Origin of the sequence: Streptomyces sp. NPDC001941 (assembly GCF_040296945.1) — a bacterium.
In the GTDB taxonomy this organism is placed as follows: domain Bacteria; phylum Actinomycetota; class Actinomycetes; order Streptomycetales; family Streptomycetaceae; genus Streptomyces.
On record NZ_JBEOYE010000098.1, the window covers coordinates 1 to 18815 of the forward strand.

At 73.2% G+C, this 18815-nt stretch carries 19 protein-coding genes; 6 read left to right on the forward strand and 13 right to left on the reverse strand.

Annotated elements, in window-relative coordinates; all coding sequences use genetic code 11:
* Positions 1-272: 272 nt before the first annotated feature.
* The gene (locus ABT160_RS38810; RefSeq protein WP_351653177.1) at positions 273-1445 is read right to left on the reverse strand and encodes an acyl-CoA dehydrogenase family protein; all 1173 of its coding nucleotides are present in this window, start codon (positions 1443-1445) and stop codon (positions 273-275) included.
* A 376-nt stretch (positions 1446-1821) separates the two neighbouring features.
* Here ABT160_RS38810 and ABT160_RS38815 point away from each other — a divergent pair, with 376 nt between their 5' ends.
* A complete protein-coding gene (locus ABT160_RS38815; protein WP_351653178.1) occupies positions 1822-3126 on the forward strand; it encodes a glycoside hydrolase family 18 protein in 1305 nt (434 codons plus the stop codon).
* 152 nt (positions 3127-3278) lie between these two features.
* Here the strand turns inward: ABT160_RS38815 and ABT160_RS38820 are convergent, their stop codons facing one another.
* Entirely contained in the window at positions 3279-3932 is a 654-nt protein-coding gene (locus tag ABT160_RS38820) for a TetR/AcrR family transcriptional regulator (RefSeq protein WP_351653180.1), read from the reverse strand.
* 65 nt (positions 3933-3997) lie between these two features.
* Here ABT160_RS38820 and ABT160_RS38825 point away from each other — a divergent pair, with 65 nt between their 5' ends.
* The 3 genes from ABT160_RS38825 to ABT160_RS38835 are packed head-to-tail and all read left to right on the forward strand — an operon-like array spanning position 3998 to position 6471.
* Positions 3998-4615, forward strand: a complete 618-nt coding sequence (locus tag ABT160_RS38825) for a DUF6230 family protein (RefSeq protein ID WP_351653182.1) — start codon at positions 3998-4000, stop codon at positions 4613-4615.
* Positions 4606-5517, forward strand: a complete 912-nt coding sequence (locus tag ABT160_RS38830) for a DUF6114 domain-containing protein (protein ID WP_351653183.1) — start codon at positions 4606-4608, stop codon at positions 5515-5517. Before ABT160_RS38825 ends, ABT160_RS38830 begins: the two co-directional genes overlap by 10 nt.
* Positions 5518-5556: 39 nt before the next feature.
* The gene (locus ABT160_RS38835; protein ID WP_351653185.1) at positions 5557-6471 is read left to right on the forward strand and encodes a hypothetical protein; all 915 of its coding nucleotides are present in this window, start codon (positions 5557-5559) and stop codon (positions 6469-6471) included.
* Here ABT160_RS38835 and ABT160_RS38840 read toward each other — a convergent pair.
* Both ABT160_RS38840 and ABT160_RS38845 read right to left on the reverse strand, forming a co-directional pair.
* A complete protein-coding gene (locus ABT160_RS38840) occupies positions 6449-6595 on the reverse strand; it encodes an SCO1431 family membrane protein (RefSeq protein ID WP_351653187.1) in 147 nt (48 codons plus the stop codon). The two genes, ABT160_RS38835 and ABT160_RS38840, sit on opposite strands and share 23 nt — an antisense overlap.
* Before the next feature lie 76 nt (positions 6596-6671).
* A complete protein-coding gene (locus ABT160_RS38845; RefSeq protein WP_351653189.1) occupies positions 6672-8045 on the reverse strand; it encodes a C39 family peptidase in 1374 nt (457 codons plus the stop codon).
* A gap of 231 nt (positions 8046-8276) precedes the next feature.
* On the opposite strand from ABT160_RS38845, the gene ABT160_RS38850 reads away from it, so the two are divergent.
* Both ABT160_RS38850 and ABT160_RS38855 read left to right on the forward strand, forming a co-directional pair.
* On the forward strand, positions 8277-8903 hold the full coding sequence (locus ABT160_RS38850) for a uridine kinase family protein (protein WP_351653191.1): 627 nt from the start codon (positions 8277-8279) through the stop codon (positions 8901-8903).
* 384 nt (positions 8904-9287) lie between these two features.
* Positions 9288-11189, forward strand: coding sequence for an AAA family ATPase (locus tag ABT160_RS38855; protein WP_351653193.1), 1902 nt, complete (start codon positions 9288-9290; stop codon positions 11187-11189).
* Between the two features lie 208 nt (positions 11190-11397).
* On the opposite strand, the gene ABT160_RS38860 is transcribed toward ABT160_RS38855, so the two are convergent.
* The 9 genes from ABT160_RS38860 to ABT160_RS38900 all read right to left on the reverse strand — a co-directional run bounded on the left by ABT160_RS38860 (position 11398) and on the right by ABT160_RS38900 (position 18814).
* Positions 11398-12486: a hemolysin family protein gene (locus ABT160_RS38860; protein ID WP_351653195.1), complete on the reverse strand. Its 1089-nt coding sequence runs from the start codon at positions 12484-12486 to the stop codon at positions 11398-11400.
* Complete coding sequence (locus ABT160_RS38865) at positions 12483-13826, reverse strand: hemolysin family protein (protein WP_351653197.1); 1344 nt, start codon at positions 13824-13826, stop codon at positions 12483-12485. The genes ABT160_RS38860 and ABT160_RS38865 overlap by 4 nt, the downstream gene beginning before the upstream one ends.
* A 213-nt stretch (positions 13827-14039) precedes the next feature.
* Complete coding sequence (locus ABT160_RS38870; protein WP_351653199.1) at positions 14040-14492, reverse strand: PH domain-containing protein; 453 nt, start codon at positions 14490-14492, stop codon at positions 14040-14042.
* A gap of 14 nt (positions 14493-14506) precedes the next feature.
* Positions 14507-15361 (reverse strand): ATP phosphoribosyltransferase, encoded by an 855-nt coding sequence (gene hisG, locus ABT160_RS38875; protein ID WP_351653201.1) that lies wholly within the window; start codon positions 15359-15361, stop codon positions 14507-14509.
* 51 nt (positions 15362-15412) lie between these two features.
* Positions 15413-15685, reverse strand: a complete 273-nt coding sequence (locus ABT160_RS38880; protein ID WP_351653203.1) for a phosphoribosyl-ATP diphosphatase — start codon at positions 15683-15685, stop codon at positions 15413-15415.
* A 35-nt stretch (positions 15686-15720) separates the two neighbouring features.
* Entirely contained in the window at positions 15721-16206 is a 486-nt protein-coding gene (gene ribH, locus ABT160_RS38885) for a 6,7-dimethyl-8-ribityllumazine synthase (protein WP_351653205.1), read from the reverse strand.
* 54 nt (positions 16207-16260) lie between these two features.
* Positions 16261-17565: a bifunctional 3,4-dihydroxy-2-butanone-4-phosphate synthase/GTP cyclohydrolase II gene (locus tag ABT160_RS38890; protein ID WP_351653207.1), complete on the reverse strand. Its 1305-nt coding sequence runs from the start codon at positions 17563-17565 to the stop codon at positions 16261-16263.
* Positions 17562-18206 carry a nicotinamide mononucleotide transporter family protein gene (locus ABT160_RS38895; RefSeq protein WP_351653209.1) on the reverse strand — a complete coding sequence of 215 codons (645 nt, stop codon included), beginning with the start codon at positions 18204-18206 and terminating at the stop codon, positions 17562-17564. Before ABT160_RS38895 ends, ABT160_RS38890 begins: the two co-directional genes overlap by 4 nt.
* Positions 18203-18814 (reverse strand): riboflavin synthase, encoded by a 612-nt coding sequence (locus ABT160_RS38900; RefSeq protein ID WP_351653211.1) that lies wholly within the window; start codon positions 18812-18814, stop codon positions 18203-18205. The genes ABT160_RS38895 and ABT160_RS38900 overlap by 4 nt, the downstream gene beginning before the upstream one ends.
* Position 18815 lies beyond the last annotated feature (1 nt).

Below are 18815 nucleotides of genomic sequence, written 5' to 3' on the forward strand. Positions count from 1 at the left end.
CCCGGCCATTGCCCCCCCCGGGGCGCAGGCGGGGGCCCCCCCGGGCCGCGCCGGCCCCCGGCGGCGGGCGGCCGGGGGGGGGGGCGGGGGTGGGGGGCGCGCCCCCCCCCGGGGCCCCCCCCCCGCCACCGGGGCCGCCGCCTCACCGGGGCGGCCAAGGCCCGAGCCGCCGGTGCGGCCGGGGCACCAGAAGCCGCCGCGACGGCTCGGCCCGTCGCGGCGGCGCCGAGGCCCAAGCTGCCGTGCCGGGCCGGTCGTGACTCGCTGGTGGGTCAGCGGGTCTCGGGGCCCAGGAGGTGGCGGCCGATGACCATGCGCTGGATCTGGTTGGTGCCCTCGACGATCTGCAGGACCTTGGCCTCGCGCATGTAGCGCTCGACGGGGAAGTCCGCGGTGTAGCCGTAGCCGCCCAGGACCTGGACGGCGTCGGTGGTGACCTTCATCGCGGTGTCGGTGCAGAACAGCTTGGCCATGGCGGCCTGGCGGGAGAAGGGGCGGCCCGCGTCGCGCAGCCGGGCGGCCGCGAGGTAGAGGGCGCGGCCCGCCTCGATCTGGGTGGCCATGTCGGCGATCATGAAGCGCAGGCCCTGGAAGTCGGCGATGGGGCGGCCGAACTGGCGGCGGTCGCTCGCGTAGCCGACGGCCTCGTCGAGGGCGGCCTGGGCGACGCCGATGGCGCACGCGGCGATGCCGAGGCGGCCGGAGTCCAGGGCGGACAGGGCGATGGCGAAGCCCTGGCCCTCGTCGCCCAGGCGGCGGGCGTCGGCGACGCGGACGCCGTCGAAGTGGAGCTGGGCGGTGGGCGAGCCCTTCATGCCCATCTTCTTCTCCGGGACGGCCGCGCTCAGGCCGGGGGCGTCGCCGGGGACGAGGAAGGCGGAGATGCCGCGGGCGCCCTCGTCGCCGGTGCGGGCGAGGACGGTGTAGAAGTCGGCGACGCCGCCGTGGGTGATCCAGGCCTTCGTGCCGGTCAGGACCCAGTCGTCGCCGTCACGGACGGCCTTGGTGCGCAGGGAGGCGGCGTCGGAGCCGGAGGACGGCTCGGACAGGCAGTAGGCGCCGAGGAGTCCGCCGCCGAGCATGGCGGGCAGGTGCTCGGTCTGCTGCTCCTTGGTGCCGTAGCCGGCGAGCGCGTGGCAGGCGAGGGAGTGGACGCTGACGCCGAGGCCGACGGTGAGGCGGGCCGCGGCGAGTTCCTCGAGCACCTGGAGGTAGACCTCGTAGGGCTGGTCGCCGCCGCCGTGGTCGGAGTCGTACGGGAGGCCGAGCAGGCCCGATTCGGAGAGCAGCGCGAAGAGTTCGCGCGGGAAGCGCCCGGCTTCCTCCTCCTCGGCCGCGTGCGGCGCGACCTCGCGCTGGACGATGTCGCGCACGAGCGCGAGCAGGTCCCGGGACTCCTCGGTGGGCAGCTGTCGTTCCACCGGCTGCGGGGCGCGGTCGGGCATTGCGGCGCTCTCCTCCCTGTCGGGCGCTGCGGCGGGCGCGCGTCAGGGGTGGGCGGCGCCGCCGGGACGTACTGCTCCGGCCGATGCTGCCTTCCTGGATCACAGAAACGGCAGACCAGCGGCTGGGGGCGGGTTGAGTATGCCCGATCGGCGGGCCCCCGTCACGGGTCGGAAGGTCTCACTCCGGCGCCAATCGAACGGTCCTCGAAACTGATCCGCATTGGTACGCACCATTGACCCCACTGGTCTAGTCCTTCTACGGTTTCCCCGGGCGCCCCACCGTGTTCATGCCAAGTCGGCCCACCCATCCGCCTCGGCGCGGTGCGCCCGTGTGCCATCCCCCCACTCGCTCTCCCTCCCCCACGAGGAGAAACGAATGCCCGGAACGCACCCCCGTACCCCGCTGCGCGCCCTGGTGGCCGTGGCCTGTACCGCCGTCCTCGGCGCGGGCCTGCTCGGCGGCGCCGCCAGCGCGACCGCCTCGGCCCCGGCCGAGCAGAGAGCCGCTGCCGCACCCCAAGGCCAGGTCCAGATCCAGGGCCAGCCACAGGGCCAGTCGCAGGCCCAGGCCCAGGCGGCCGGCTCCAAGGTGGTCGGCTACTTCACCAACTGGGGCGTCTACCAGCGCAATTACCACGTCAAGAACATCGAGACCTCGGGCTCGGCCGCCAAGCTGACCCACATCAACTACGCGTTCGGCAACGTCACCGGCGGCAAGTGCGCCATCGGGGACTCCTACGCCGACTACGACAAGGCCTACACCGCCGACCAGTCCGTGGACGGCAAGGCCGACACCTGGGACCAGGCGCTGCGCGGCAACTTCAACCAGCTGCGCAAGCTCAAGGCCAAGCACCCGGGCCTGAAGGTGATCTGGTCGTTCGGCGGCTGGACCTGGTCGGGCGGCTTCACCGAGGCCGCGAAGAACCCGGCGGCGTTCGCCGCCTCCTGCTACGGCCTGGTCGAGGACCCGCGCTGGGCGGACGTCTTCGACGGCATCGACATCGACTGGGAGTACCCCAACGCCTGCGGCCTGTCCTGCGACACCAGCGGGCGCAGCGCGTTCAAGAACCTGATGGCCGCGGTGCGCGCCAAGTTCGGCTCCTCGAACCTGGTGACGGCGGCGATCACCGCGGACGCGTCCAGCGGCGGCAAGATCGACGCCACCGACTACGCGGGCGCGGCGCAGTACGTGGACTGGTACAACCCGATGACGTACGACTTCTTCGGCGCGTGGGCCGCGCAGGGGCCGACGGCGCCGCACTCGCCGCTGACCAGCTACGCGGGCATCCCGCAGGCCGGTTTCGACACCGACTCGGCGATCAAGAAGCTGAAGGCGCAGGGCGTCCCGGCCTCGAAGATGCTGCTCGGCCTCGGCTTCTACGGGCGCGGCTGGACCGGTGTGACGCAGAAGGCGCCGGGCGGCACGGCGACCGGGCCGGCCCCGGGGACGTACGAGCAGGGCATCGAGGACTACAAGGTGCTCAAGACGAAGTGCCCGGCCAACGGGACGGTCGCGGGGACGGCGTACGCGTTCTGCGGCAACCAGTGGTGGAGCTACGACACCCCGTCCACCATCGCCGGGAAGATGGCCTACAAGAACCAGCAGGGCCTGGGGGGCACGTTCTTCTGGGAGCTCAGCGGTGACACCACGAACGGTGAGCTGATCAAGTCGATCAGCTGACGCGTCCGCCCGACCCGACGCCCCCTCGGCCGCCGCTGCGGCCGAGGGGGCGTCGATCCGTGTACGAGGATCCGTGTACGAGGATCCGTGTACGAGGATCCGTGTACGAGAGGGGATCCGTGTACGAGGGGCGCGCCGCCCGCGCGTGGACGTCAGGTGCCCGGGGCCGGCGGGTCGGGATCCGGTTCCGGGGCCGGGTGGTCCGGCGCGAACTCCTCGATGGTGTTGAGGGTCCGGCGCAGGGTGCGCACCAGGAGCGCGCACAGGGTGGCGCGGTCCAGGTCGTCCTCGTGGGCGAGCCAGTCCAGGGTCATGCCCTCGACCCCGGAGAGCCAGCCGAGCAGCGGCAGCCGCACCAGCGGCGGCAGCTCGCGGTGGCCCCAGGCGCCTTCGGCGATGGTGGCGATCAGCTCCTCGCGGACGGCGTCCCTGATGGCCTGGACCTCGGTGTCGAAGCCGACGCCGCCGGTGACGATGGTGCGGAAGGCCGCCTGGTGGTGCTGGGCGTAGCGCAGGTAGCCGTCGATGGTGCGCTGGACCCGCTCGGCGCGGGGCAGGTCGGTGTCGCTGGCGGCGCGTGCGACGAGTTCGGCGACGGAGTCCTCGACGATGGCCAGGTAGTAGCCGCGCTTGTTCTTGAAGTAGTAGTAGATCAGCCCCTTGGCGATGCCGGCGTGCTGGGCGATGTCGTCCATGGACAGCGCGTCGTATGAGGTGTCGGCGAACAACTTCCGCCCGGTTGCGATGAGTTCGGAGCGACGGACCTGGGATCGTTCGGTGGTTCCGCGCTGTTGACTATTATTCAAATTCGGCCCTACTCTCCGACTGCCACGACAGTTCCCGCAGTATCGCAGACGTACGGGAGGGTCAAGTGAGCACATCCGAACGGTCATTGGGGCCTGAGGGTCGTACGTCCTGGAAGCGGACCGCCGTCGTCGCGCTGCCCGCGGTGGTCGCCGTCGGCGTGATGGCCACCGTGATGGCCCAGGGAGCGCTCGCCGCCTCCTTCGCGGTCTCCGGGACCAGCTTCCAGGTCTCCTCCGGCAAGCTGACAAGCAAGGGCCTGTCGTCGTACGTGCAGACGGACCGCTCCGTCGACGGCAAGGGCCATCCGGTGGCGCTGCTCGGCATCGGCGACGCCACGCTCGACGACATCTGCCAGTCGGCCGAGGTGGACACCCCGGTGGGCAAGGTCGTCTTCAAGCTGACCGCGGGCGGCGACGCGGGCAAGGTGACCGCCTCCAACCTGATCATCGACGGCGAGGACCTGGTGGGCGACGCCCGGTTCGGCACCGCGCAGATCGGCCGGGACGCCTCCACCCTGGACGAGGTGCCGGGCGTGAAGGGCGAGGCGGGCAAGTTCGGCCTGCAGGCCGGGGACATCGAGGTCCTCGGGGTGCGCTCGCACGCCTGGTCGGCGACGGGCGGCAACTTCCGGCTCAAGGGGATGAAGCTCGACGTCAGCCTCGGCGGCAAGAAGTGCTTCTGAGCCCGCTCCGGGGCCGTCTTGAGGAGCGGCTGCCGCTGCCCGAGCAGCGGCGGCGGCTGCGCGACTGGCGGCGCCGGCGGCCGTTCTGGGCCGGGGTGCTGCTGGTCCTCGGCGGTACGGAACTGCTGCTCGTGCCGCTGTCGCCGCTGACGGTCCTGGTCAGCCTGGGCCTGGGAGGCATCGCCGCGATCGGCATCGGCCTCGCGCTGGTCGCGGCGGGGCTCTTCCTGTGGTTCGCCCCGCACGCCCGGCACTACGTGTCGGTCAACGCGCTGATCCTGTCGGTGCTCTCGTTCGCCGCGACCAACCTGGGCGGCTTCCTGGTCGGCATGGGCCTGGGCATCGCGGGCAGCGCCATGGGCTTCGGCTGGACCCCGGTGCGCGAGGAGGAGCCCGCCGTGCCCCGGGGCCCGCGCTCGCTGTCGGTGGCGCTGCCCGTGGTGCTGCTCGCGGCGGCGGCCCATCCGGCGGCCCGGGCGCCCGCCGCCGCGGCCCCGGCCGTGCCGCCCGCTCCCCCGGCGGTGACGACGACGCTGTTCGCGCCGCACGGGTTCCTGTTCGCCGGGGTCACCCAGGTCCCCACCAGGGACGGGCCGCTGAAGGTGATGGTGCTGCGGATGCGGTCGGCCTCGCTGACCGACTACCGGCTGAAGACCCGCGACGGGCACGACGAACTCGGCCTGGAGGCCGACTCGCTGGACCTGAGCGGGAACGTCACGCTGTACCTGACGAAGTTCAGCGGCTGCCTGGAGGGGCTGCTCTGCCTGACCTTCACCCCCGACGGCCTTCCGGTGCCGCCCGTGGTGCCGCCGTTCGTGTTCATGACCGACGTGAGCGCCGAGCAGGCCCTGGCCACCTCGGACTCGATCGTCGCCAAGGGCCTCACCCTCAAGGCTTCCTGACCTTCCATCAGGTCTCGTCCCGCGTCCCCGGGAGGCGCCGTGATCCAGCTCCAGGCCGCGCTGTTCTGGGCGTACGGGACCGGGGCGACGTTCGCCCTGTCGGCCGGGCGCCAGTTGCAGTGGTGGCAGCGCTCCACCGAGCACGAGGGCGTGCGCACCCGCAGCCGCGCCGCCAACCCCTACCTGGCGCTGACGGTGGCGTTCGCGGCGGTGCTGCTCGCGCCGACCGCGATGTTCCTGCTGTGGCTCTCGCCGTCCTGGGCGACCATGCACGTGGCCGACGCGCCCGGGCGGCTGTGGGCGGGCTGGGTGCTCCTGGAGAGCGGCGGGATCGTGGTGGGCGCGCTGCTGGGCTTCCTCGCCGCCCAGGCCCTGGTGCTGGTCGGCGCCGGGTACTGGGCGTACCTGCAGACGGTCGGGGCGCACTTCCTGCTGTTCGCGGTGGAGGTGCACGGCTGGGACGGCGACGGCTGGAAGCGGGCGCTGACGGTGGAGGGGGCGCAGTACCGCCACTGGGCGGACGACAGCGTCGTCAACCACGTCCTCGACTTCCTGACCTCGGGCACGTTCCTGGCGCTGCTGGTGCTGGGCGCGGCCGTGGTGGGGGTGCTGCTGCTGACCGAGATCGGCTGGCTGGCGGAGGGCTGGCGGCTGCCGGGCGCGGACGACGACCGGGGCGTGCCGCGGGTGGTGGCCGTGGCGATCGCGGGGGCGGGCGTGTACGGGCTGCCGCTGCTGGGCGCGCTGGCCGCCAGCGCCCTCGTACGGCTGGCGGGCTGGGGTCCCGGCCTGGCGGTGTTCGCGGGGGTCGCGGGCCTGGTGCTGCTGCCGCGCCGCTCACCGGTGCGCTGGCTGTACGGGAAGGTGGGCGTGCCCCGCCGTCACTGGCGGGCCGACGCGGACCTTCAGTTCGCGCCGGGCCCGGCGGGGGTCACATCAGGCCCGACTGCGTGACGAAGAGGGCGAGGACGACGACGAGGGTCCAGCCCATCAGGTGTTCCAGGAGCTTGGGGCCGGATTCCTCGGGGCCGCCGGTACGGGTGTGGGCGCGCCCGGCGGCGGCGGAGTGCGTGGTCATGGCTCCCAATGTGCCAGCCGGGCCCGGCCCGGGGGTAGAGACGTAGGTCACTGCCCGCGCGGGCCGGAAGCTCCCCTCAGCGCACGCCGACGGCCGCGAGGGCCTTGCGCTGCAAGGGCGTGGGGTCCGCGGGGAAGTACAGGTAGCAGACCCCGCCTGTGCCGGAGACCACTTTGCCGGCGGCGTTGTGGCGCTGGGTGCGCAGCCAGATGTTCTCCCACTCGGCGCGCCGGTAGACGCGGCGGACGGCGTCGTCGCTGGGCGAGGCGGGGTCGTTGGCGATGACGTCGCCCTGGGCGGTGAAGCCGATGACGGTCATCAGATGTCCCGCGGTGCCGTAGCCGGCGCCGGTGAGCTCCTCCTTGAGGAAGGACTGGGACGTTATGGCCGGGATGCCCGCCGCGAGGAGGACCTCCAGGTCGGTGAGCGAGCCCAGGCGGGTGACGACGCCGCTGAGGCCGTAGGTGGCGGCGTAGGCGGCGTTGAAGGGCCAGTTGCCGCAGCCCGCGTACTGGTAGTCGTAGGTGTAGCGGGCGGCGTGGCAGACCTGGGGGTCGGCGAAGGCCGGGTCGACCCAGGCGAGCTGGGCGGCGGTGGGGTGCTTGCCCCAGTACTCGATGATCATCTGCGAGGAGGTGGGGCTGCACCAGGCCTCGCCGCCGTTGTCGTACTCGGGGTACTGGCCGTCGTGGACGGTCTGGGAGTAGCGGGGTACGGCGAGCTCGGTGGCCAGGCGGGGCGTGGAGGCGGGGACGGTGAAGCGGTCGGGCACGTCGGAGGCCATGGCGCCGAGCCGCCACACGGTGGGGGTGAGCCGGCTGCCGGGGGTGCGGTAGAGGGTGAGGCGCAGCCGGTAGGAGACCAGGCGCAGTCCGCTCGCGGCGTCGTCGACGGCGAAGGTGTCGGTCCACACCGAGCTCTTGCCGTCGCCCTGGCCGTCGACGGAGGTGCGGCGGATGTCGGCGTCGCCGGCGGCCCAGCGGCCCATGACGTACCAGGGGGTGTCGGTGCCGTCGGAGTAGCGGCCGCGCAGTTCGACGGCGATCCAGGTGCCGGCGGGGGTGTCGGCGTTCCAGGAGGCGATGACCTCGGTGGCCGGGACGCGGCTGGTGTGGACCGGGGAGGTCCAGGTGGCGTACTCCCAGGTGGCGGTGCGGCCGGTGTGCGGGTCGGTGTAGTCGGTGCGGCCGGCGGGGGCGGCGAGGACGAGGCCGGGGCGGCGGCCCGCGACGGGGCGGGTGCCGGAGCGGGCGCCGGAGCGCCAGTCGGCGTGGGAGGTCCAGGCGCTGTTGTCCACGGGGCGGGGTGCCGGGTGGGCGGGGTGGCCGGGTGCGGGCTGGGGTGCTGTCGTCATGGCGGCGGCGTTCACGGGTGCGGAGGAGGTCGCGGCGGCTCCCGCCACGGCGAGGGCTGCGGTGAGGAGGGATCTGCGCGTGGTGGGACTGTTCATGTGTGGCCCCCAGGCGGTGGGAGAAACATCGTGGGAGAACGTCGTGGCCGACCACTATCGCGGGAAACCGAACGCACGGGCTACCGATTCGACGCGCGTCGCGCGATCAATATGGGTCTAGTCCACTGACGTGACCTGCGGCGCGTTGCGGGAGGGGCCGGTGCGGCGGACCGGCGGGGGCACCGGGGTCGCCCCGCGTCACTCGTACGGGCGTCCGCCTAGGCTGGGCGCATGGACCTCGATCTGCTGGCCGCCTCCCTGCGTGCGTGCGCGCCCTCCTGCGGGCCGGTGCGGCTGGTCGCCGTGGACGGGCACGCGGGGTCGGGCAAGTCGACGTTCGCCGCGCTGCTCGCCGCCCGGCTGGGCGGCGCGCCGGTGCTGCGCACCGATGACATCGCCAGCCACGACGCGCTGTTCGCCTGGACGGGGCGGTTGCGCGAGCAGGTCCTGGAACCCTTCGCCCGGGGCGAGGACGCGGCGTTCGCGCCGTACGACTGGCGGCGGGGGGCCTTCGGCGCGGCGCGTGCGCTGCCGGCCGCGCCGGTGGTGCTGGTCGAGGGCGTGGGCACCGGGCGCCGGGAGCTGCGGCCGTGGCTGGCGCGGCTGCTGTGGATGGAGCGTGGTCCGGAGGACTCCTGGCGGCGGGGGCGGCGCAGGGACGGGCCGGAGCAGGCGGCGTTCTGGGAGGGCTGGACGGTGGCGGAGACCCGCCACTTCGCCGCGGATCCGTCGCGTCCGTTCGCCGACACCCTGGTACGGGAGTGCCAGGAGGGGTACGAGTGGCTTCCCGGGCCCGCTGCGACAGCGGGCCCGAACCGGATCGTCACGGATCGTGACGGCCTCCCGCAGGCGTACTGAGCGGTCGGCCTGCCACCGCACCCCGGTCCCCAACTCCGCTTGACCGAGGGGGCGTACAGGTCTTACGTTCTGAAGGAGCGGCTTTCCGGAGCCGCCGCGGACGCGAAGCCCCCGGTTGTTCCCCCGTGATCGGGGGCTTCGTTCTGCCCCCTATGTCGCCCCTCGACGCCCTCCCGGGCACCGGGCGCTCACCCTCGGTCACCGCCCGCAGGCGGCCACCGGGACCTCGCGGCGGTCTTAGTCGCACACCCCCTGCGCAGGTACGATGCCTCTCGGTGCGGTCAAATCCCGTCCGCGTGAAGGCTGTTCAGTACGGCGGTTGAGCACGCTCCTGACGGGCGCCCGCCCGCCGGGACATCAACGGGGGCACTTGTGGGGGACCCGATGGACATCGGCACGCAGGGCGCGCAGGCCCCGGCCGACCTCGCCTGGCTGCGCGGCGTGGACGCCTACACCATGGGGGCGTATCCGCAGGCCGAGGAGGAGTTCCGGACCGCGGTCAGACTCGACCCCGGCATGGCCGACGGCTGGCTGGGGCTGCACGCGCTGCGCGTCGACACCACCACCGCGCTGCTGCGCATGTACCGCAACCGGGACCGCTTCGGCGAGCAGCGCAGCCGCCACCGCCGCACCCTCAACTCCTGGTACTGGCTGGGCTGGTGGGTGCAGCCGGTGCTCGAGACGCCGCGCGACCTGTTACTGGCCCACGCCTCCCACTGGCTGGACGGCCGGCACGTGCCGGAGCTCGACCGGGCGCTGGCCGGGCTGCCCCCGGTGGACACCGACCCCCAGGTGCGCTTCCTGCACGCCTGCCGCTCCTACCTGGTCAAGGACTGGGAGCAGCTGGTGCGGCACACCGAGCCGCTGGTGGAGGACCCGCTGCTCGGCATCGAGGCCGGGCTCTTCGGCGGCATGGCCCGGGTGCGCCTGGAGATGTACGGGCAGGCGGAGCCGCTGCTGGCCACCGCGCTGATGCGGTGCCGCAGCGAGCAGCCGCAGCGCAAGGAGCTGCGCTACTGGCTGGCCCGGGCGCACGAGGGCACCGGGCGCAGCGCGGCGGCCCTGCCGCTGTACCGGGCGGTGCACCGGATCGACCCGGCGTTCATGGACACCGCGGCGCGCCTGGCGGCGATCGCCGAGTACGACGGCTTCGAGGGCGCCGAGGAGCAGGGGTTCGCGGCGGTGTCGCTGGCCGGGGTCGGCCAGGACGCGCTGGACGCGCAGGGCGATCCGGACGGGCCGCTGGGCGAGGTCCCGCGGCTGGGCGAGACGGGGTTCGCGGAGGGCCAGCCCCCGGCGGCGCCGTCGGGCGGGGCGGGGCGGGCCGACACGGTGCGGGAGAAGGCGGTGCTGCCGCCGCAGGCCGCTCCCCCGCCGTTCCCGGCCGGGCCGACCGACCCGGTGCTGCTCGCGCGGGCGCTGGCGGAGCTGGAGTCCATGGTCGGCATGGAGCCGGTCAAGCGGCAGGTCAAGGCGCTGTCGGCGCAGCTGAACATGGCGCGGCTGCGCGCGGGCCAGGGCCTTCCGGTGCAGCCGCCGAAACGTCACTTTGTCTTCTCCGGGCCCTCCGGCACGGGCAAGACGACGGTGGCCAGGATCCTGGGCCGGGTCTTCTACGCGCTGGGCCTGCTGGGCGGCGACCACCTGGTGGAGGCGCAACGGGCCGACCTGGTGGGCGAGTTCCTGGGGCAGACGGCGGTGAAGGCCAATGAGCTGATCGACTCGGCGATCGGCGGGGTGCTGTTCGTGGACGAGGCGTACGCGCTGTCCAACTCCGGCTACAGCAAGGGCGACGCGTACGGCGACGAGGCGCTGCAGGTGCTCCTCAAACGGGCCGAGGACAACCGGGACCACCTGGTGGTGATCCTGGCCGGGTACCCGGAGGGCATGGACCGGCTGCTGGGGGCCAACCCCGGGCTGTCCTCGCGGTTCACCACCCGGGTGGACTTCCCCTCGTACCGCCCGCTGGAACTGACCTCGATCGGCGAGGTGCTGGCGGGGGCGAACGGCGACGCGTGGGACGAGGAGGCGCTGGAGGAGCTGCGCTCCATCAGCGGGCACGTCGTGGAGCAGGGCTGGATCGACGAGCTGGGCAACGGGCGCTTCCTGCGCACGCTGTACGAGAAGTCCTGCGCCTACCGCGACCTGCGGCTGACCGGCTACCCGACCCTCCCGACCCGGGACGACCTGGCGACGCTGCGGCTGCCGGACCTGATGCAGGCCTACGGCGAGGTCCTGTCGGGCCGCGGTCCCCTGGACCGCGGCCCGCAGGACCCGCCGCTGTGAGCCGCCCCGACCTGCGGACGACCTGGGTCCTGTCCGGTCGCTCACGCCTGGGCCGCGGCGCCTGGCACGCACGCTCGCCGCGTTCTCGTCGGTCGACAACGCTCCGCGTTGCCTCCCTCCTCCGCCTTGCGATCGCACGCACCAAGCGCCGCTCACCAGGACCAGAAGGCACCCGGCACCGATGGCGGCATGACCGACCGGACAGGTCCTAGCTGACCAGCGCCTGGTCCGCCGCGCGGCCGGGGGCCGGGTGGCGGGACCGGGGTCCGGCGTCGTCGCGGTGGGCCGGGTCGCGGACCTCGCCGACCAGGACCTCCAGGACGTCCTCCAGGGCGACCAGGCCGAGCACCCGGCCCGAGCCGTCGGCGACCTGGGCCAGGTGGGTGGCGGCGCGCCGCATCACGGTGAGGGCGTCGTCCAGGGGCAGTTCGGCGCGCAGCGTCGCCATCGGGTGCCAGACGTGCTGGGGCACGGCGCGCTCGCCGTCCTCCAGCTCCAGGACGTCCTTGACGTGCAGGTAGCCCATGAAGGCGCCGCTGCCCTCGGCGCAGACCGGGAACCGGGAGTACCCGGTGCGCACGGTCAGCTCCTCGACCTGACGGGGCGTCACCGAGGGCGGTACGGTGATCAGTTCGCCGCGCGGCATCACCACGTCGGCGACCGGCCGGGTACCCAGCTCCAGCGCGTCGCCGAGGCGCTCCTGCTCGGCCGGGTCGAGCAGCCCGGCCTGTCCGGAGTCCTCCACCAGGCGGCCCAGCTGGCTGCTGGTGAACACCGCCTCGACCTCGTCCTTGGGCTCCACCCGGAACGCCCGCAGCACCAGCGTGGCGCAGGCGCCGAGCGCGACCGTGACGGGCCGGCACAGCCGGGCGAAGCCGACCAGGCCGGGGCCCAGCCACAGGGCGGTCTTCTCGGGGGCGGCCATCGCCAGGTTCTTCGGCACCATCTCGCCGATGACCAGGTGCAGGAAGACCACCAGGGCCAGGGCGATGACGTAGCCCAGCGGGTGGACCAGTCCCTCGGGCAGGTGCGCGGCGTGGAAGACCGGCTCCAGGAGGTGGGCCACGGTCGGCTCGGCGACCGCGCCGAGGGTCAGCGAGCAGACGGTGATGCCGAACTGGGCGGCGGCCATCATGCTCGGCAGGTGCTCCAGGCCGTACAGCACCTGGCGGGAGCGCTTGGTGCCGTGCGGCTCGATCTGGCTGCGCCGCACGGAGACGAGCGCGAACTCGGCGCCCACGAAGAACCCGTTGGCCAGCACCAGCACCACGGCGAACAGCAGTTGCAGCACGCTCATCGGACGGCCTCCGGCTCGGGCTGCGCGGCGGGCGCGGTGCGCACCAGGCGCACCCGCTCGGCGCGGTAGCGGTCGACCTGGCGCACCGAGAGGCGCCAGCCGGGCAGTTCGGCCCGGTCGCCGGGGGCGGGGATGCGGCCCAGCAGGTCGGCGACGAGCCCGGCGACGGTCTCGTACGGGCCGTCGGGGACCTCAAGGCCTATCCGGTGCAGGGTGTGCACGCGGCAGCTGCCGTCGGCCTCCCAGGCCGGGTGGCCGTCCTCGGCGGGCACGGCGGCGAGCTCGGGGTCGCCCTCGTCCTCGTCGTCGTGCTCGTCGCGGACCTCGCCGACGAGTTCCTCGACGATGTCCTCCAGGGTGACCACGCCCGCGGTGCCGCCGTACTCGTCGACGACGACCGCGATCGGCTGCTCGCTGCGCAGCCGCTCCAGGAGTTCCTTGGCGGGCAGGGTCTCGGGGACCAGCAGCGGGGCCACGGCGACGCGGCCCACCGGGGTGCGCAGCCGCTCGTGCCGGGGCACGGCGAGGGCGTCCTTGAGGTGGACCATGCCGACGACCTCGTCGATGCGCTCCCGGTAGACGGGGAAGCGGGACAGGCCGGTGGCGCGGGTGAGGTTGAGGACGTCGGCCGCGGTGGCGTCGGTCTGCAGCGCGCTGACCTTCACCCGGGGCGTCATCACGTGCTGGGCGGTCAGGCCGCCCAGCGAGAGGGTGCGGACGAACAGGTCGGCGGTGTCCTGCTCCAGGGCGCCCGCCTGCGCCGAGTGGCGGGCCAGGGAGACCAGCTCGCCGGGCGTGCGGGCGGAGGCCAGCTCGTCGGTGGGCTCGACGCCCAGGGTCCGTACGAGCCGGTTGGCGACCGTGTTGAGCAGCGCGATGACCGGGCGGAACGCGGTGGAGAACAGGTGCTGCGGGCCGGCCACGAACCGGGCGACCTGCAGCGGCCGGGAGACGGCCCAGTTCTTGGGGACGAGTTCGCCGATCACCATCTGCACCGCGGAGGCCAGCAGCATGCCGATGACGACGGCGATGCCGGAGACCGCGCCCGCGGGCAGGCCGGTGGCGGCCAGCGGGCCGTCGAGCAGCCCGGCGAGCGCGGGCTCGGCGAGCATGCCGACGACGAGCGAGGTGATGGTGATGCCGAGCTGGGTGCCGGAGAGCTGGAAGGACAGCTCCCGCAGGGACGAGACGACCCTGCGGGCGCGCCGGTCGCCCTCGGCGGCGGCGCGTTCGGCGTCGGGCTTGTCGACGGTGACGAGGCCGAACTCGGCCGCCACGAAGAAGCCGTTGGCGAGGATCAGGAGGAAGGCCGCGATGAGCAGCACGAGGGGGATGGTCATGCCGCCGCCTCCGGTGAGGGGGCGGCACAGGTACTACCGGACGATCCGTCCATTGCTGGAGGGAGTCACTCCTCGGGTCGCAGGGGTGGCCCCGCGGCCTCGGGGGCCTGCACGTGCGGGGCGGGGCGCGCCTGGCGCCCCGCCTCCAGGGTAATCAGTCGCGGGGCAGGTGGGGCAGGGGGGCGGGGGCCGTCCGTGGGACGGGGCCGCCGCTCAGGCGCTCTCGGCGCCGCTGCCGTGGGCGTCGGCGAGGGCGCGCAGCGAGCGGGCGTCGCGGATGGCCTTCTCCTTGGCGATGCCGGGCTGGATGCCCAGCGCGGGCAGGCTGGTGCCGTCGCTGAGGTCCAGGAAGACCCAGGGGTCCCCGGTGCGCAGGTTGACGCGCAGGATCTCGGCCCAGGCCAGTCGGCGCGTCCGGGTGAGGTTGACGACGGTGACGCCGGTGTCGTCGGCGACGACCTTGGGGCGGCTCAGCAGCGCCAGTACGCCGAAGAACAGCGCGGCGGTGAAGACGAAGCTGGCCCGCTCGCCGGGTCCGAGCCGCTCCAGGGTGAGGGCGACGACGGTGATCACGACGAACATCAGGGCGCCGACGCTCAGCAGCACGGCCCGGGTGCGGGTCGGGCGGAACGTGACGGGCAGGGAGGGCAGTTGTCCGGTGGCCATGGGGGTGCGGGTCCTCACAGGCGGCAGGCGTGGATGGCCGTCGTCAGGATCGCGCGGGCCCCCAGCTCGTACAGGTCGTCCATGATGCGCTGCGCCTCGACGGCGGGGACCATGGCGCGCACGGCGACCCAGCCCTCGTTGTGCAGCGGGGAGACGGTCGGCGACTCCAGGCCCGGGGTGAGCGCGACGGCGCGCTCCAGGTGCTCGGCGCGGCAGTCGTAGTCCATCATCACGTAGCTGCGGGCCACCAGGACGCCCTGGAGGCGGCGCAGGAACTGGTCGACCTTGGCCTGGACGGACTCGTCGACGCCGCCGGCGCGGCGGATGACGACGGCCTCGGAGGTCATGATCGGGTCGCCGAAGACCTCCAGGCCGGCGTTGCGCAGGGAGGTGCCGGTCTCCACGACGTCGGCGATGACCTGGGCGACGCCGAGCTCGATGGCGGTCTCCACGGCGCCGTCCAGGTGGACGACGCTCGCGTCGATGCCGTGCTCGGCGAGGTGCTTGGCGACGATGCCCTCGTAGGAGGTGGCGATCGTCTTGCCGGCCAGCTCCGCGACGCCGCCGACGGCGCCGGGCCGGGCGGCGAAGCGGAAGGTGGAGCGGGCGAAGCCGAGCGGCATCACGACCTCGGCGCCGGAGCCCGAGTCGACCAGCAGGTCCTGGCCGGTGATGCCGATGTCCAGGCGGCCCGCGGACACGTAGATCGCGATGTCCTTGGGGCGCAGGTAGAAGAACTCCACCTCGTTGACCGGGTCGACGAGGACGAGCTCCTTGGACTCCTTGCGCTGGCGGTAGCCGGCCTCATGGAGCATCGCCGACGCAGGTCCGGACAGTGAACCCTTGTTGGGGACGGCGATGCGCAGCATGAGGCGGGCTTCCTTTGCGTGAGGCGGGCGGGCGGGGACGGGGGTGCGTGCTCAGAGGTGGGCGTAGACGTCGTCGAGGGAGATCCCGCGCGCGACCATCATCACCTGGACGTGGTAGAGCAGCTGCGAGATCTCCTCGGCGGCGGCTTCCTTGCCCTCGTACTCGGCGGCCATCCAGACCTCGGCGGCCTCCTCGACGACCTTCTTGCCGATGGCATGGACGCCCTTGTCCACCAGTTCCGCGGTGCGGGAGGTGGCCGGGTCGCCGGTCTCGGCCTTGCGCTGGAGCTCGGCGAAGAGCTCTTCGAAGGTTTTGTTCGCCATGATGGTCCTCAGAATACGGGGTGCCGCGCGGGCGCTCAGCGCCAGGGTTCGCTGACGGTGCGCAGGGTGGCGGCGGTGGCGACGGCGGCGGTGACCGCTTCGTGGCCCTTGTCCTCGCTGGAGCCCTCCAGGCCCGCCCGGTCCAGGGCCTGCTCGTCGGTGTCGCAGGTCAGTACGCCGAAGCCGACGGGGACGCCGGTGTCGACGGAGACCTGGACCAGGCCCTGGGTGACGCCCTGGCACACGTAGTCGAAGTGCGGGGTGCCGCCGCGGATGACGACGCCGAGCGCGACGATGGCGTCGTAGCCGCGGCCGGCGAGGACCTTGGCGACGACGGGGAGTTCGAAACTGCCCGGGACCCTGAGCAGGGTCGGCTCGTCGATGCCCAGCTCGTGCAGGGCGCGCAGGGCGCCGTCGACGAGGCCGTCCATGACCTTCTCGTGCCACTGGGCGGCGATGACGGCGACGCGCAGGTCGCCACAGTTGCGTACGGACAGTTCGGGTGCGCCCTTGCCGCTCACGTGTCTCCTCGGTGATGACTGGTGGTGCTTGTTCGGTCGGTCGTGCGGGGGTGGCTACTGGTTGCCGCAGGCGGAGGCGGCGGTGGCCTCCAGCCAGGGCAGGTCGTGGCCCATGCGGTCGCGCTTGGTGCGCAGGTAGCGCAGGTTGTGCTCGCCCGCGGTGACCGGCATGGGCTCGCGGCCGCTGACGGTCAGGCCGTGCTCGGTGAGGGCGGCGGACTTGTCGGGGTTGTTGGTCATCAGGCGCAGGCTGCGCACCCCGAGGTCGGTGAGGATCTGCGCGCCGGCGGCGTAGTCGCGGGCGTCGGCGGGCAGGCCGAGCTCCAGGTTGGCGTCCAGGGTGTCGCGGCCGCGCTCCTGGAGTTCGTACGCGCGCAGCTTGGACATCAGGCCGATGCCGCGGCCCTCGTGACCGCGCAGGTAGACCACCACGCCGCGGCCCGCGGCGGTGATGCGGTCCATGGAGGCCTCCAGCTGGGGGCCGCAGTCGCAGCGCAGCGAGTGGAAGATGTCGCCGGTCAGGCACTCGGAGTGGACCCGGACCAGGACGTCCTCGCCGTCGCCGATCTCGCCGTGGACGAGGGCGACGTGCTCGACGCCGTCGACGGTGGAGCGGTAGCCGTAGGCGGTGAACTCGCCGTGGGCGGTGGGCAGGTGGACCTCGGCCTCGCGGCGCACGGTGGGCTCGGCGGAGCGCCGGTAGGCGATCAGGTCCTCGATGGAGATGATCGTCAGGCCGTGCTTGCGGGCGAACGGGACGAGTTCGGGCAGCCGCAGCATGACGCCGTCCTCGCCGGCGATCTCCACGATGGCGCCGGCCGGGCGCAGGCCCGCGAGGCGGGCCAGGTCGACGGCGGCCTCGGTGTGGCCGGGGCGGGTGAGGACGCCGCCGGGGCGGGCGCGCAGCGGGAAGACGTGGCCGGGGCGGACGAAGTCGCCGGGCTCGCTGCGGCCGTCGGCGAGCAGCCGCAGGGTGGTGGAGCGGTCGGCGGCGGAGATGCCGGTGGTGACGCCGTGGGCGGCACCGGCGTCGACGGAGACGGTGAAGGCGGTCTTCATCGACTCGGTGTTCTCGCCGACCATCTGCGGCAGTTCGAGGCGCTCCAGCTCGTCGCCCTCCAGCGGGGCGCAGATCAGGCCGCGGCACTCGCTCATCATGAAGGCGACGATCTCGGGGGTGGCCTTCTCGGCGGCGATGACGAGGTCGCCCTCGTTCTCGCGGTCCTCGTCGTCGACGACGACGACCGGGCGCCCGGCCGCGATGTCGCGGATCGCCTGCTCGACGGGGTCGAGGGCGAGGTCCTCGCGGTTGTCGGTGGAGTACCACGTGGGCACTTCTGCGGCGGCTGCGGTGGTCATGCCGGGGCTCCTTCCAGGGCGGTCCGTGCGGTCGGGCGCGACCGGAGCCACCAGTCGCGCATCCCCCACATGACGAGGGCGAAGTAGATGACGTAGACGAGGCCGGAGAAGGCGAGGCCGCTGCTGAAGGCGAGCGGGACGCCGACGAGGTCGACCAGCAGCCAGGCGAACCAGAACTCGACCAGGCCGCGGGCCTGGGCGACCATGGCGACGAGGGTGCCGACGAAGATGTACGCGTCGGCCCACGGGCTCCAGGACAGCGACGGGATCGCGGTGAACAGGCCGCCGACGGCCAGGGTGCCGAGCGCCGCGCCGCCGACCAGCAGGCCGCGCTCCTTCCAGGTGGCGAAGCGGACGGCGATGGAGCCGTCCTGGGCCTGCTGCCGGCCGCGGTTCCACTGCCACCAGCCCCAGGCGGCGACGCCGATGACCAGGAGCTGCTTGCCGACGCCGCCGGCCAGGTGGGCGGAGGCGTAGGCGCCGACCAGGACCAGGCCGGAGAGCAGCTGGGCGGGCCAGGTGAGGATGGAGCGGCGCCAGCCGAGGGCCAGGGCGACCAGGCCTATGGTGTTGCCGATCATGTCGGACCAGAGGATGTGCTGGCCGAAGACGGTGAACGCCTCGGAGTTGAGCCAGTTCATCGGGCGTTCTCCTTCGACTCCGGGGCGCCCATCAGGCGCTCGACGTACTTGGCGATCACGTCGACCTCGAGGTTGACGGGGTCGCCACTCTGCTTGGTGCCGAGTGTCGTCAGCGCAAGCGTGGTGGGGATGAGGCTGATGGTGAAGTGGTCGTCGGCGGCGTCCACGACGGTGAGGCTGACGCCGTCGACGGTGATGGAGCCCTTCTCGACGACGTAGCGGGCCAGCCGGGCGGGCAGCGAGACCTTGACGATCTCCCAGTGCTCGGAGGGGGTCCGCTCGACGATGGTGCCGGTGCCGTCGACGTGGCCCTGGACGATGTGCCCGCCGAAGCGCCCGTCGGCGACCATGGGGCGCTCCAGGTTGACCGGGGAGCCGACGTCGAGGGCGCCGAGGCTGGAGCGCTTGAGGGTCTCGGCCATCACGTCGGCGGTGAACTCGCCGTCGGCGGTGTCGACGACGGTCAGGCAGACGCCGTTGACCGCGATGGAGTCCCCGTGCTCGGCGCCCTCGGTGACGAGGGGGCCGCGCAGGCGGAAGCGGGAGGAGTCGCCGAGGTTCTCGACGGCGGTGACCTCACCCAGTTCTTCGACGATTCCGGTGAACACG